The sequence below is a fragment of the Longimycelium tulufanense genome, from assembly GCF_014645795.1.
Taxonomy (GTDB): domain Bacteria; phylum Actinomycetota; class Actinomycetes; order Mycobacteriales; family Pseudonocardiaceae; genus Longimycelium; species Longimycelium tulufanense.
Genome location: NZ_BMMK01000024.1, coordinates 1 through 14,172, shown reverse-complemented (window position 1 = coordinate 14,172; position 14,172 = coordinate 1). Strand labels below are relative to the sequence as shown.

Below are 14,172 nucleotides of genomic sequence, written 5' to 3'. Positions count from 1 at the left end.
GTGCACGGCGTCGATTCTCACCCGATCCGGCCATGGGCCGCCGGAGCGTGGCAGGATCGCTCTCTGTGCGTACCCCGCCGCTGACGAGCAGGCTCCGGCCGTTCACCGCGACGATCTTCGCGGAGATGACGGCACTGGCCCACCGCACCGGCTCGGTCAACCTGGGCCAGGGCTTTCCGGACACCGACGGCCCGCCTCGCATGCTGGACGAGGCCAACGCCGCGGTGCTGGGCGGGATGAACCAGTACGCGCCCGGGCCGGGCGTGCCGGCGCTGCGGCAGGCCGTGGCCGAGCACCAGCGCGCCCACTACGGCATCGACCTCGATCCGGACACGCAGGTGCTGATCACCGTCGGGGCGACCGAGGCCATCGCCGCCGCGCTGCTCGGCCTCGTCGAGCCCGGGGACGAGGTTGTGCTCATCGAGCCCTACTACGACTCCTACGCGGCCGCCGTGGCCATGGCCGGGGCGAGCCGACGGAGCGTGCCGCTGGCCGAGGACCCGGAGACCGGCCGGTTCGGCCTCGACCTCGTGGCCCTTCGGGCCGCGATGGGGCCCCGAACCCGCGCCATCGTGGTCAACTCGCCGCACAACCCGTGCGGCACCGTGTTCACGCGGCAGGAGCTGACCGAGCTCGCCGAGGTCGCCCGTGAGCACGACCTGCTCGTCATCACCGACGAGGTGTACGAGCACCTCGCCTTCGCGCCGGCGGAGCACATCCCGCTGGCCACGCTGCCCGGCATGGCCGAGCGGACGTTGTCCATCTCCAGCGCGGGCAAGATGTTCAGCCTCACCGGCTGGAAGGTCGGCTGGGCCACCGGCCCGGCCGAGCTGGTGGCGGCGGTGCGGGCCGCCAAGCAGTTCCTCACGTTCGTCGGCCCGGGCCCGTTGCAGCACGCCGTGGCGTACGGGCTGCGGCGGGAGCTCCCCTGGGTCGCCGAGCTGCGGGACTCGCTGGCCGCGAAGCAACACCGGCTCGCCGAGGGCCTCGCCGAGGTGGGTTTCGGGGTACGCCGCAGCGACGGCACCTACTTCGTGTGCGCCGACATCCGGCCGCTCGGCTTCACCGACGGCGAGGAGTTCTGCCGGCAGCTCCCGGAGCTGGCCGGGGTCGCCGCGGTGCCGATCCAGGTCTTCACCGACCAGCCCGAACGCTGGCGGCACCTGGTGCGGTTCGCCTTCTGCAAGCGCGACGAGGTGCTGGCGGAGGCGATCAGCCGTCTGAAGAAGCTGCGGCGCTGACGCCGTCCCCGAAGCACTGGAAGCCCAGGTGTCCGTGGACCGCCTGGGCCGCGGCCAGCGCGGCCGCCGGTGACCGGCCGGACCGCAACTCCTGATGCAGCCTGCTCATCAGGCGCGGCGCCCGATCGTCGGGCACCGGCAGCACGCTGGCGATGAGCGTCCGGGTCCCGGCCGCCAGCAGGGCCGATGCCAGGCCCAGCAGGTCCTCGCCGTGGCCGATGCCGGTGGCACCGGCCTCACACGCCGAGAGCACGACGAGACGTGGCGGATTCCGCAGCCGGCGTAGGTCGTAGGCGTGAAGCGGACCATCGACCAGGTCGATGCTGGAGAAGAGCGGCTGGTCCGCGCGGAACCGACCGTGTGCCGCAAGGTGAAGGACGTCCGCGCCCTCGGCAAGCCGGAGCACGGAGTCCACTGTGGATTCGGGTGGTGTACAGAGAATCCCGCCGTATCGTTGGTAGAGGTCACGTGTCTCTTTGTTTGCTCCCGGCAGTCTGGGGCCGCATACCCAGATCGAGCGTTCGGTCTGGGGACACCTCGTAGGAGGATCCGCGGCACAAAGCCAGCTTGTGACCGTTGGTGCGACGCTGATGGCACGGGATCGGCAGGTTGGCAATGCGGACCAGGACAGATCCTGTAGCGGCGCGCTGGGAACGATCACGAAGGGGCGGTCACCCAGTCGTTCACCGAGGCCGGCCAGGAGCAGGGCTTCCAGGTCACGCGCCAGCTTCTCGCCAGCAGAAGCAACAGCGTCACACAAAGATCCTTGACGCCCAAAGGCAGGATGAGCCAGGAAGAACCAGAGCGCGTGGACCTGCTTCGAAACGCTCGCCCTAGTACCCATCGACCGCACCTGAGCCTTACCATCCATGAAGGACACTCGGTAAAGAACGTCGCGATGGGTGAAGAAGAGGAGCAGAACCGCCCGACCCAGCCGTTCCCGGAGTGCCCGGGTGGACAACGGCTCCCAACGTGCCCGAAGGGCGGGTGTCGCCAGCACACGACGCCGCACCCGCTGCTCGCAGCGCTGCACCGCCCGCGTCGATCCGCGGCCCGTGCCAGTCTTCGTCTCCACCACCGCAGCGCGAAGAGCGGCAAGCGCGGTGGCCAGCTCCGGATCGTCCGGCCAGGACCGGGCCGGGACGCTCGAGCCGACCCGCTGCCACTCTGCCCACCTCAGGACAGACGTGGTGTCGATCCGCTCGCCGTGGAGCAGCTGGTCCAGTGCGAGACTCGTCAGTTCCCGCGCGATCTCGGTCAGGAGCGCCGGCGTCTCGTACGCACCGAGCATCGGCAGTTCCTCGATGAGGAGCCGCAGGCCGTTCCGTGCCGCCCGGAGAACGCGCGCCCGCTCGCCCGCCAGCCGCGCCAGTGTCGCCTTGGCACGCCACGCGACGAGCCGCTCCAGGACGGTTGCCGTCCGCGTCGTGGTCTCGGCCAGCAGCCGCCTGGCCATTGGTGCCCGACCTGCCCGGATCGCGGCAACGGCACCCGCCACGCGTAGCTCGGCGCTGGCCAGGTACCAGCCGTGGCTCGCGCATTCACGTGCCGTGCGCACAACGCCTGTGAGCGCCCGCGGACATCCCGTGCCAAGCGCCGCCTGCGCACGCACGGCACGCGCCAGAGCGGCCCAGGCGGGCCGTCGCTGGTCGCGAAAGAGCCGCCATGCCTGCGTGGCTGCTTCGAAGCCGATCTCCGGCTCACCCGCGCGTAACGCGCACCGGGCGAGACTCAACCGGGCTTCGGCCGCCTTCGCTTCCCGCCCGCAAGAGAGCAAGGTGTTCCAGGCGCGCTGCAACGCGTCCATCGCCGGGCGCACGAGTCCGGCAAGCTGCAACGCCTCGGCACGGTCGACCAGGCTCTCCGGCCACAGCGTCGAATCCACCCCGGCTTCGGCCGCGGCGTCGAACAACGCCAGCGCGCGGGGCACGTCACCCGCGAGGAGGGCAGCGTAACCGCTGTTGTGCAGGCAGGCCGCGGCCCGCCGGGGCTGCCCCAACTCCTGCCACAGGGCCCGGGCAGCGGCGAGGTCAGCCAGTGCGTCGTCGCACCGGCCCCGGTAGCCGAGGGCAACCCCGCGTCCAGTCAGGGCGTTCGCGCGCCACCAGGGATCGTCGGCCAATTGGCCTATTGCGGCGGAGAACTCGACGACGGCATCAGCGTGCCGCCCACGCGTGCTCAGACTCAGGCCCCGCAGGCAGCGCGCACGGGCAGGTTCCGCACCGCCCAACGCCTCCCGTACGGCGGCCAGCCGGGCCAGGCAGGCGACGCTGGCGCCCCGCTCGAGATCCAGCCAGGCAAGGACGAACTGGAATTCTGGGAGGTACTCGGTGAGCCCAGCACGCCGAGCCATCGCCAAGCCGGACCGGGCCTGGACAAGCGCCGAGTGAGCATCGCCCCGCTCTGCGTGCGCGATGCTCGCCGTGTGGCACGCCGCGACATATGACGCGACGTCGCGGGTGCCCCGGATGGCGGCCAATCGATCGAGGACCGCGTCGGGTGCACGGACGGCGTCGGCGCGCAGCCGGTCCACCGTGCTCACGCTCGAGCCTGCAAACAGCTCTTCGGTGCCGACGTCCGGCCCTGCAGGCAGATCTTGGGTGGGCACTACCCCACCAGCCACTCCGTCGCGACCGCCTGCGCACCCTCGGGGTGTAGCGCGAAGCTCAACGGTCCGGCCGGAACACCGGTCATCCGGAACCCGCCCTGCCCGTCCGCCAGCACCCGCGACGAACCGGTGGGGTACCGCACCTCGACCTCGATCGACGGTGGCACCACCAGGCCGACCAGCGTCAGCCGCTCCACACCGTCGGCCACGAGCTGAACCACCAGCCCCAGACCGGCTCCGGCGAACTCCAGGTGCCGGGTGGCGGAGCCGGAGCGCACCCCGGGCGGCGGCGCGAGCGCGGTGTCGGACACCAGGCTCAGCCCGGTGGATCCATCCCACCGGGACGCCATGTCGCGTGCCTCGACAGCGAACCCGCGCACCCGCTCGGGCACCGGGTCCACGCGGCGCAGCAGGTCCATCAGCTCCCGGAACGAGTCCATCACCGGACGACCTCCGCCCTGCCGACACTCGTGGCCGTGTCCAGCAAACCCGCCTCCGCCAACAGGTCCGCCAGGACACGCAGGCAACGGGTCCGGGTGGGACCCACACTTCCCACCGGTCGGTCTACCGCGTTCGCCAGATCGGCGTAACTCACGGTGGGGGTGACCGCAAGTAGTCGCAGCAGTTGTTGGCAGCGTTCGGGAAGCCGCTGGAACACCCGCCACAGCGCGATCTCGCGCTCGTCCCGTAACACCCGCTCCTCCGGGCCCGGTTCCGCCCCGACCGCGTCCCCGAAGTCCCACGGCTGCTCGCGCCGCCGCAGGGCCGCGGCACGGCGTGCCTCCCGCCGGGTCACGGTCACCAGCCACGCCGGCAACCGCGCGGGATCCCGCAGCGACGGCAGGTGTTGTGCCAGCTTCAGCCAGACCACCTGGCACACGTCGTCGGCGTCGGCCGGGTCCGCGCAGTGTCCGCGTGCCACCGTCCAGACCAGGTCCGTGAACCGCAACACCAGGCACCGCCAGGCGCCTGGCTCGTCCGCGACCGCGGCGGCCACGAGTGCCCGCACCTCCGCGTCGCGCTGCACCCCAACAGGTTTCGCGTGATCAGTCACGAGCGTGGGAGACGCCGCGGCGCGCGCCGGCTCCCCGAACCGCCCGCGCGGGTGGCCGCTCCCACCCGAAGGTGTGGGCCGGGCGGTGGGTGACCACCACCGGGCCCCGACGGTGCGGACCCACCCACGATTCACGGTGGCACGGGAAACTCGGCCTCGGCGTGCGTGCGCGCGCTCTTCGCGGACAGGCCGGCCCAGCGCGCGACCGCCGCCTCCGCCGCGACCCAGGGAGCGGCAAAGGAGGTGCCGCTCCACCGCGCGTAGCCGAACCGGCGTGGCTCGGTGCCCGGCGCGAACTCCTGCGCCGACTGGAGTTGCACGAAGCAGCTCGCCACATCGACACCGGGCGCGGCCGCGTCCACCCACTCGCCGCGGTTGGAGAACGACGCGAGCGCGCCGTCGGGCCCGGTGGCCGCCACGGCCACCACCTCCGGCAGGGCCGCGGGCCAGAACGGCCGCGAGGTTCCCAGGTTACCGGCCGCCACCACGACCACCGAGTCCTCGTAGGCCAGGATCTCCCGTCGCAGCAAGGATGGACAGGTGTTGTCCGGGGTGAAGCAGCCGGAGGACAACAGGACCACGTCGACGTGCTCGCCGGCCTGCGCGGCGGCCCGCCGGACCCGGCTCAGCCCGGCCGCGACCGTCACGTCATCGCTGACACCGGTGGAGGTCAGCACGCGGTGGTGCCGGATCACGGCGCCGGGCGCACCCTGCAACACCACACCGGCGACGAACGTCCCGTGCCCGGCCTGCCAGTCCTGGCACGCATCACCGTCGGCGTCCAGTTGCTCCGGCGACAGGCCCTGGTCGGAGAACCACGGCCGCGCGGCGAACCACGGGTGCGGGTCGAGCCCGGTGTCCAGCACCGCCACCGTGATCCTGGGCTCCCACACCACATCCGTGGGCGGGGGAAGTGCCGGGGCAGGTGTGGGTTCCGCCCCGGTACCGAACACGATCGGGGTACCGAACACGATGGGCGAGCCGACCATGGCCGGGCCGCCCAGGTGGACGTGGTTCGCGGCCAACGGAATCTCGTCCGCCTCCTCGGAGACGATCCGCACGCACTGCGCCCGTTCCGCGGGCCGCAGCACCAGGCGGGCGAACCGGAGCTCGGTGGAGGTCTGTACCCGGTCCACCCAACGGTCCAACCGTTCCATGGCCGCGCCCAACCGGTCCTCCGGAACCAGGATTTCACCCGGACGGACCAAGGTTTCGGTCGGCCCACCGGCGTCGTGCACCAGCACGTCGTCCCGCCCCGCCGAGCGGACCAACTCGACGAGACCGTGTCCCGTGGCGGCGAGCTCGGGCCCGCCGCTCGCGCCCATTTGCACTGCGTCCACTCTGGACACCCTGCCGAGTTGGGCGTTCCTCCACTGCGGACACGCCGATGGCCGATCGTGGGCATCACTCGGCTCGGTGAGGGAACAGACCGTGATCTCCCCGCGTGGATCGACCACGGACGGTTGCAGTGCACCGCCTTTCCGGGTGTTAATGGCCGGCAACTCTCGCAAATCCGCAGGCCAGGACCAACCATGAAGCATCGGTAGAGTTCGAGCACTCGTTACGAGACCCGTTTGTCGGGGGTGGTGGTGGCGGTGACCGGCACCGGCGCTGCGCGTGGCTGGGGAGAGAAGCTGCGCGCCGCCGGGCTGCGACTGGCCGTCGCCGGCGGGATCGCCGTGGCCGCCTGGCTGGCCAGCTCCGCCACCGCATCCGCCGCCGGGACACCGGCGGGCGACGGAACACCGAGCCCGCCGGCCGTTGCGGAGCAGGGCGGGCGGCCGGCGGAGGCGCCGGCGCCGGCCGGTGTTCTCGGTGGTCTCGGCCAACCGGTGCTCGGTGTGGTGGGCGGTCTGGCCGAGGGACTGCCGCGCCATCCGGCCGTATCCGGGTACTCCGACGACGAGCGGTCAACGCCACTGGCGCTGCCGCTGGTTCCGCTGTCCGTCGAACCCTTCGGTGCCACCGGAAACGGGCGGCTGGTGCCCGCCGGCGAGGCGCCCATCGCCGGTGCGGACGACCCCTCGTTCCGTTCCACCGCCCACTTCCCCGCGACAGATCGGCCCGCCACCGCGCCCACCAGGCCACCGGTGCAGTCCACCGGCCCCGACACCGGGCCGGATGCCACCTCGCGCGCGTCGGAGGCGGAGCGGACCACCGCCAGCCCGCCGGTCCGGCGCGCACCCGCCGCCGGCCCCGCCCACCCGCACCTCGACGGGTGGGCGTCGCCGGCACCGCCGCAGCAACCCATGGGTACCCCGCCGCCCGCGCCCGTGGACCGGACGCCACCGCTTCCGGCCCCGGACCCCGCGCCGCGCCCCGCGCCCGCGGCGCCGTCGGTCATGACGGGCGGGCTGCACGAGGGTGGCGGGCTGCGCGGCGTCGCCGGGGTGCTCGCACCACTGCCGGCGTTGCCCGAGCCGTCCGTCACCCGGGTCGAGGACATCGCCCGCAGTGCGGTGTCGGACGTGCTGGAGCGGCGGCCCGCCACCGCACCGGACTGACGCCGCACCGATCCGGGCGGCGGGTGGATGTCGGGCATCGGTGGGTGCCCGACGACCGGCATTCCGTCAGGGCGACCGGCCGGGTCGTCCCGAGCCATTTGACAACCAGACCAACGCGATCCCGGTGAGTGCCGGTGCCGGGGAGTACCGGAGCTCACGAAGAGGCGGGCCGGCCCCGCGGCTGGCCCGAGCGGGTGGGGTCCGCCCCACCCGGGCTCGATACGCCCGTCCCGACCGACCGCGCCCGGCCGAGACGGGACATGGGCCCCGGCGCCGCGCTGCCCCCGCGGCGCCGGGGCGCCCGGCCCCGCACCGTGGCGACTCCCGGTGCCGGCGGACTCGCCGTCGGGCACGACGAGGGGCCGTGCCCGACGGTGTTGGAGGCGGCTTCGACGCCAGGCAGGACGGCCGTGGGAGTTGCGCCCAACGCCTCGTGCGGACCGACGGCTCGGCGATCTCGGCAGGACGGCCAGGCTCTTCGTTGCGGCCAAACAGGATCGCGCCGATGCCCCGGTGCCCAGGCCGGTTTTCCCTCTCCTGTCGGGCAATTGCCAACGATCCGACGCGCATGGGCGGCTCCTGTCCGTGCCAAATCCAGACGCTGGCAGAGAAAATTTGTTGCGGCGGGTGTTCGACCTTCCAGCCGGATGGATGTTTCCCGGAACCTCTCCTCCGGAGCCCCTCAGGTGACGGGCAGCGGAAGATCGGCTGCCGTTGTGCGGGGCGCGATTGCCGCACGCGCCATGCCAAGTCGCTGGGCGGCCTCGACCAAGCGGTTCGCCGGTAGCGAGTAGGGCAACCGCAGGTGCCGCTCCAGCGAACCGGTGACGGCGAAGCGGGAGCCGGGCGCGATTCGCACACCGACACCCTCCGCGGCAACCGCCAGCCGGGTGCTCACCGGCTCCTCGAGCCTGGCCCACAACACCAGCCCGCCCTGCGGCACCCGGAACTCCCAGCCGGGACAGTGCTCCCGGAGCGCCTCGGCGAGCACGTCGCGCTGGCGCCGGAAGTCGGCGCGGCGCCCGCCCAGCAACGGCTCCGGGTCGGCCAGCAGCTCGGCGACCACGAGCTGCTCGAGAACCGGCGACCCCAGGTCCATCGCGGGACGTGCGGCCACGAGGCGGTGCACCACCTCGGTCGAGGCACGGACCCACCCGATCCGGAGGCCACCCCAGAACGACTTGCTGGTCGAGCCGGCCGTGACGACCAGATCCTCGGCGAACGCGGCGAACGGTGGCGGCGCTCCCACCGGGTCCTCGCCCAGGTCCAGCTCCACCAGGGTCTCGTCGACGAAGGCGGGGGTCCGGGTGCGGCGGAGCGCGGCGGCCAGCCGCTCCCGGGCCGCCACGTCCATCCGTAGCCCGGTCGGATTGTGGAAGTCCGGGATCAGGAAGGCCATCCGGGGCGCGGCCTGCCGCAGGGCGGCCGCCAGTCCGTCGGCATCCCAGCCATCCTCGGCCATCGGCACCGGTACCGGAGTGGCGTGTGCCGCCAGCACGGCCTCGATCGCGTTGGGATACGTCGGATGCTCCATCAGCACCCGGTCGCCGGGGCCCACGAGCAACCGCAACACCATCGCGAGCGCGTGCTGGGCGCCGTTGGTGACGAGCACCTGGTCGGGCCGGGTGGGCAGGCCCCGCTCGGTGTAGCGACCGGCAATCCGTTCCCGGAGTTGGGTCAGCCCCAGCGGCTGGTACCCGGGAGTGACCAGGTGCTCGGGCACGCGAAGTCTGGCGCGGTCCACCGCGGCGGCCAGCTCGGGCGGCGCGGGAGGCGCGACGCAGCTGAGGTCGAGCAGGTCGGGGACCGGGGTCGGCCACCACCCGCCGGGCCGCGCGGCGCCGCCCGGCAACGTCACCCAGGAACCGGCGCCCCGCCGGCTGGCCACCAGGCCCTCCTCCCGCAGCCGGTCCATGGCCGCGGTGACCAGGGTGCGGCTCGCACCGAGCGCATCGGCCAGCTCCCGTTCGGCAGGCAGCCGGGTACCGGTGGTCAGCCGCCCGTCGAGCACGAGCATGCGCACGGCACCGGCGAGATCGACCGAGCCGCTGCGGTCACCGTGCCGCCACGGGCCCAGCAACTTGGCCAAGGTGGCACCGGGGACCCGGCCACCGGGCGGAATCAGCGGATCCATGTGTCCAATAGTGTCTTATTGGCTCTTCAAAAGGAAGCCACTTACCGCGAATCATGCCGGTATCGCCCCCTGTCGATCTTTCCAACATCCCCCTCACCGACCGGCCCACGCGCCGCTTCACCCAGCTCTCCGCCGGGCTCGCCCTCTACGGCGCGAGCATGGCGATGTTGGTCCGCGCCCAGCTCGGCCTCGACCCGTGGGACGTGCTGCACGAGGGCCTGGCCACCCTGCTCGATCTGAGGTTCGGGACCGTCGTGGCTCTGACCGGGGCCGTGGTGCTGCTGCTCTGGTTACCGCTCCGGCAACGGCCCGCCATCGGCACCGTGGCCAACGTCGTGGTGGTCTCCGGCTCCGGTCGACGTGGGCCTGGCCGTTGTTCCGCCACCGGACGGCTGGGCGGCGCGAATCGCCCTCCTGCTGGGCGGCATCGTGCTGAACGGGCTGGCCGGCGCGACCTACATCGGCGCCCGCCTCGGCACCGGACCACGGGACGGGCTGATGACCGGGCTCTGTGCTCGCACGGGGCTCTCGGTGCGGCTGGTGCGGACGACCATCGAGCTGACCGTGCTGGCCACCGGATGACTGCTCGGGGGGCACCGTCGGCGTCGGCACCGTGCTGTACGCGGTGTCCATCGGCCCGCTGGTACAGGCATTCCTGCCCCGGCTCGTCGTCACCGGTACGGCCGAGCCGACCCGTACGCTCGGGTGACGTGCCGCGTATCGAGACCGCCGAGCGCCCCGGGGCAGCTCGCACCGAGGACCGCGTGCTGGTGCTACCCGACGCGGTCGTGTTGGTCGACGGAGCGACAACCCTCATTCCGACGCCTTACGACGGAGGCTGGTACGCGGACCAGCTCGTCGCGCAACTCCGCGAACGGCTCACCGCGAATGCCGATCTCGCGCAGGCCCTGGCCGACGCGATCGAGGCTGTGGCCCGCGAGTTCGATCTCCGCCCCGGCAACTCTCCGTCCAGCACCGTGGCAATCGCGCGGTGGAACCAGGAACAGGTAGATGCCCTGGTACTCGCCGACAGCCCCGTGGTGGCATTCACGGCAAGCGGCGTGCACGTGTTGGACGACGACCGCCTCGCCAGGGTGCCACGAACGGCACCCTACGGAACGAGCCTGCGCGCCGGCGAGGGCTTCGGTGCCGCACACCGGGAACGACTGCTCGCCTCGGCGAGAGACATGTCGCGGTGGCGAAACCGCGACGGCGGCTTCTGGGTAGCCGAAGCAGAACCAGCCGCGGCCTTCCGCGCCCTGCGCGCCGGCTGGCCACGCGCCGAAGTACACGCTCTCGTCCTGGCCAGCGACGGCGTGTCCTGCGGCATCGACCGTTACGGCGCCTTCTCCGGCTGGCCCGACCTCCTCGCCGTCGCAACGGAACACGGCGCTCGGGCGGTGCTGGACCGGGTCCGCGCGGCCGAGGAATCCGACCCAACCGGCCAACGTTGGCCCCGCCCCAAACCCCACGACGACCAGAGCCTCGCGATCATCCGCTTCGACTGACCAGCCGGACCTCGCCCGGTGAGCCGCGCTCCCGGCACCGGCATAGGGTTCGGCACATGAGCGGGTTCGAGGAGTTGACCAACCGGCTGGTGGGGTTCGCGGCCGCGCGGCAGTGGGAGCGCTTCCACACCCCGAAGAACCTGGCGATGGCGCTGGCCGGTGAGGCCGGAGAACTCGTCACCGAGCTGCAGTGGTTGTCCGACGCGGAGATCCGCGACGAACTCGCCGCGGGCCCACTCCGCGAGCGGCTGGCCGACGAGGCCGCCGACGTGCTGCTCTACCTGCTCCAGCTCTGTCACGCCTGCGGCATCGACCTCGAGACCGCCGCGAACGCCAAGATCGACCGCAACGAGCACCGCTTCCCACCACAGCAAGAAGACCGCTCTTGACCAGACACGCGGTACCGCCCGGCCGAACGCGTGTGCCCGCCGGCACGAAAAGCAGGCCAGGAAGAAACCCGAAAGGACCAGCCACCCGCCGGAGGTGACGTCCGGCCACACCCTCCGACAGCCGCTGCCACGCCTCTCCAGGCTGAGAGAACCAGACGACCAGCGACCCGCCAGCGCCGAAGGCGTGCGGCGCGCAACGCCTCGAGACGATCTCAACCGCTACCCAGAAGCCCGAAGGGCACCAACGCAAGCAAAGACAGCCAAGGCCAGGGGGCCCGGGGGGCTTGCCCGGGTGGGGTGTGGGGGCTCGTCCCCACAAAACACAACGGACAGATCAAGGCTCGCCGACAGCGCGAGCACACCTCACCCAATCCCGGAGGTGGCCAGGGGCGGGGTCGAACCGCCGACCTTCCGCTTTTCAGGCCCGCGCGTTTCCGCAGATCACACACGGTGTGCGGCAACCCCGTGCGCGCTATGTGCAACTAGCTCTTGACCACGATCGTGCGAGGCAGTTTCGCCGCGTCACCGTGCGCGGCCAGCTTGGACAGTGCCGCTGCCACTTCGCGGTCGCGGCCGGCCACCGCGTGCAGGTACCGGTTGGCGGCTGCTGGCGAGCTGTGTCCGAGACGCAACATCAAGTCAGCCAGGGTTGCCCCGGTCGCCGCTGCCAAGGTCTGCCCGGTGTGCCGGAGATCGTGGAAGGTGAAGCAGTCCATTCCTACCTTGGCCCGGGCACGGGTGAACGCCTGGCGGATCGCATCCCCACGCATGGGACGACCGTCGCGGCCAACGAAAACCCGCTGCTGACCGGCCCACTCGCGCATGTGTTCGGCGAGAACCGGAAGAACGTGCGGCGGGACATTCACCGTACGGCGGCCCGCCTCCGACTTCGGATCACCGTCGAAAGCCACGGGCTGTTCCAGCAGTTCAACTCGATTTTTTCGCACCGTGACCGTCCGCCCCTGAAGATCGATGTCATCGAGATGCAGCGCGCACACCTCTCCCCGCCGTAGGCCACACCATGCAGCGAGCAACACCGCCGCCCGGTAGCGCGGGGTGATCGCTGCTACCAGTTCTGCAACCTGGGTAGGCGTGGCCACCTGCCGTTCCTTCGCCCGGTCAGCAGTAGCCCCGGGAATCTGGCAAGGATTGCGAGTGATCACGCCATCGCGCACCGCCTGATTCATGACCGCTCGCAGGAAGGAGTAGGACTGCGCGATCGAACGGCGTCCGCCGGTGCCGCGCAGTGCCTCCCCGTGCCACTGGCGCACCACGGCCGGAGTGATCGTGACCAGGGGCTTGTCCAGCAGCGGAGCCAGGTGCAGCCGGAGGTTTCGCAGACAGGTCTCTTCCCACCTCCGGCCAACCTTGAGGTTATCGCGAAGATAGGCCCGCGCGTACTCGCCGAACAGTTGCAGGCCGAGATTCTCATTGAGCCAGACACCACGGGAGATGTCCGCTTCCACCTGGACGAGCCAGCGGTCAGCGTCCGTCCTAGTCTTGAACGTGTGCGGCGCGTTCTGTCGCCGGCCGTCCGGGCCGACAAACGACGCCTGAAACCGGCCCGAGGGAAGCGCCCGAATGCTGCCGAATCGACGACGCTTCTTCGCCATCAACCCACCACCCGACCCGCCTGCCATCGGACGGTGACAGCCTCGACCTTGCCCGCTTGGACGAACGCCTCAAGGTCTTCACGCTTGAGCCGAACGTGCCGGCCGAGCTTGTAGAACGTGATGCGCCGCTCGGAGATCAACCGGCGAACAAACCGCACCGAGGTGTTCAGGTAGGCCGCCGCTTCCTCAACGGAGTAGTGCTCACCTGTGAGTACAGCCGTCATCGCGCACCATCCACACGAGGTAGCCGATCACGATCACTCCCTTGTGGACTGCTGCGGCGCCGATCCAGCACCCGCGCGCCGATGGCTTCGGCGAGTTCGCGTTCGGCGGGGTTGCGGTAGCCGACGCCGACCAGGTCCCAGTGGTTGATCACCGTGATTGGTTCGTCGTCCGGTACGCCCAGGCGCACCTTGTGCTCGGCGAGCCGGTAGGCGGCTCGGGCCGCCCGCAGCGCGGTGAAGGTGGTCGACCAGGTGCGGGACTTGGTCAGGAAGTGGCCGCGGAAGCCGAGCATGTGGGCCCAGCGGCGCAGGTTCAGCCCCGCGAACTCCGGCAGACCGCCGAGCCGCCAGGCGGTGCGCATCATCTGCCGGTGATGCTCGGCGATCGGTAAGTCCTCGATATGCGCTTCGGAGCGGATGCGGGCATCCGCCCCGGTGGTGGCCCCGGTGCCCTTGGTGGCGTACTTGGCCACATAGCCGGCCACCCGCCGATCGGTCAGCGTCCCCGCGCCGGCCGCCGTGTCCTGGTCGGCGGTGATGGGCTGCACATCAACCTGGTCACCCCAGCGCAGCAGGTAAGTACCCACCGCCGCCGAGGCCGGCGACTCCACCACCACCGAGGCGGCAGCCGCCCGCACCGCGGACTCCAGCAGCTCAGGGGTGGCCCACGCGGGTGCCGGGTCGCCGGGTCCGGCCGGGCCGTCCACCCTGACGACCGCGTGGAAGTGCACCAGGCCGCGCCGCTGGTACTCGGCGACCTTGGCGTAGGACACCCGCGCGACCTCGCCCAACTGCGCTTCCCGCAGCCCCGCCCCAGCCGCGACCGCCCGCCACAGGGCGATGGTGAACCGGCGCCACAACTCCCCCGCATGCGCCTGCCACAACACCGCCCCCACA

General features: G+C 71.6%; 12 protein-coding genes and 1 pseudogene. 5 read left to right on the top strand and 8 right to left on the bottom strand.

Translation table 11 applies throughout. The features are described 5' to 3' along the window. Window positions 1-65 precede the first annotated feature (65 nt). A complete protein-coding gene (locus IEY55_RS21780; protein WP_189060382.1) occupies window positions 66-1,241 on the top strand; it encodes a pyridoxal phosphate-dependent aminotransferase in 1,176 nt (391 codons plus the stop codon). Here IEY55_RS21780 and IEY55_RS21775 read toward each other — a convergent pair. The 4 genes from IEY55_RS21775 to IEY55_RS21760 all read right to left on the bottom strand — a co-directional run bounded on the left by IEY55_RS21775 (window position 1,213) and on the right by IEY55_RS21760 (window position 6,243). Beyond that, window positions 1,213-3,783 (bottom strand): CHAT domain-containing protein, encoded by a 2,571-nt coding sequence (locus tag IEY55_RS21775; RefSeq protein WP_189060381.1) that lies wholly within the window; start codon window positions 3,781-3,783, stop codon window positions 1,213-1,215. The genes IEY55_RS21780 and IEY55_RS21775 overlap by 29 nt on opposite strands. A 65-nt stretch (window positions 3,784-3,848) precedes the next feature. Next, entirely contained in the window at window positions 3,849-4,292 is a 444-nt protein-coding gene (locus tag IEY55_RS21770) for a hypothetical protein (protein WP_189060380.1), read from the bottom strand. Further along, window positions 4,289-4,876, bottom strand: coding sequence for an RNA polymerase sigma factor (locus IEY55_RS21765; protein WP_189060379.1), 588 nt, complete (start codon window positions 4,874-4,876; stop codon window positions 4,289-4,291). The genes IEY55_RS21770 and IEY55_RS21765 overlap by 4 nt, the downstream gene beginning before the upstream one ends. Before the next feature lie 158 nt (window positions 4,877-5,034). Next, window positions 5,035-6,243, bottom strand: a complete 1,209-nt coding sequence (locus IEY55_RS21760; protein ID WP_229686622.1) for a S8 family peptidase — start codon at window positions 6,241-6,243, stop codon at window positions 5,035-5,037. Between the two features lie 255 nt (window positions 6,244-6,498). On the opposite strand from IEY55_RS21760, the gene IEY55_RS21755 reads away from it, so the two are divergent. Further along, window positions 6,499-7,407 carry a hypothetical protein gene (locus IEY55_RS21755; RefSeq protein ID WP_189060378.1) on the top strand — a complete coding sequence of 303 codons (909 nt, stop codon included), beginning with the start codon at window positions 6,499-6,501 and terminating at the stop codon, window positions 7,405-7,407. Window positions 7,408-8,089: 682 nt separating this feature from the next. On the opposite strand, the gene yczR is transcribed toward IEY55_RS21755, so the two are convergent. After that, complete coding sequence (gene yczR / locus IEY55_RS21750) at window positions 8,090-9,541, bottom strand: MocR-like transcription factor YczR (RefSeq protein ID WP_189060377.1); 1,452 nt, start codon at window positions 9,539-9,541, stop codon at window positions 8,090-8,092. A 53-nt stretch (window positions 9,542-9,594) separates the two neighbouring features. On the opposite strand from yczR, the pseudogene yczE reads away from it, so the two are divergent. The 3 genes and pseudogenes from yczE (at window position 9,595) to IEY55_RS21735 (ending at window position 11,438) form a co-directional block, all read left to right on the top strand. Then, window positions 9,595-10,250: pseudogene (gene yczE / locus IEY55_RS21745) on the top strand (membrane protein YczE). A gap of 1 nt (window position 10,251) precedes the next feature. Next, window positions 10,252-11,049: a hypothetical protein gene (locus IEY55_RS21740; protein ID WP_189060376.1), complete on the top strand. Its 798-nt coding sequence runs from the start codon at window positions 10,252-10,254 to the stop codon at window positions 11,047-11,049. 56 nt (window positions 11,050-11,105) lie between these two features. Continuing rightward, entirely contained in the window at window positions 11,106-11,438 is a 333-nt protein-coding gene (locus IEY55_RS21735; RefSeq protein WP_189060375.1) for a nucleotide pyrophosphohydrolase, read from the top strand. Between the two features lie 482 nt (window positions 11,439-11,920). Here IEY55_RS21735 and IEY55_RS21730 read toward each other — a convergent pair whose 3' ends face one another. The 3 genes from IEY55_RS21730 to IEY55_RS21720 form a co-directional block, all read right to left on the bottom strand. Beyond that, window positions 11,921-13,051, bottom strand: a complete 1,131-nt coding sequence (locus tag IEY55_RS21730) for a tyrosine-type recombinase/integrase (protein WP_189060374.1) — start codon at window positions 13,049-13,051, stop codon at window positions 11,921-11,923. Continuing rightward, the gene (locus IEY55_RS21725) at window positions 13,051-13,275 is read right to left on the bottom strand and encodes a helix-turn-helix domain-containing protein (protein WP_189060373.1); all 225 of its coding nucleotides are present in this window, start codon (window positions 13,273-13,275) and stop codon (window positions 13,051-13,053) included. The genes IEY55_RS21730 and IEY55_RS21725 overlap by 1 nt, the downstream gene beginning before the upstream one ends. Then, a partial coding sequence (locus IEY55_RS21720; protein ID WP_373290043.1) for a replication initiator occupies window positions 13,272-14,172 on the bottom strand: 901 nt, incomplete at its 5' end. The genes IEY55_RS21725 and IEY55_RS21720, both read right to left, overlap by 4 nt.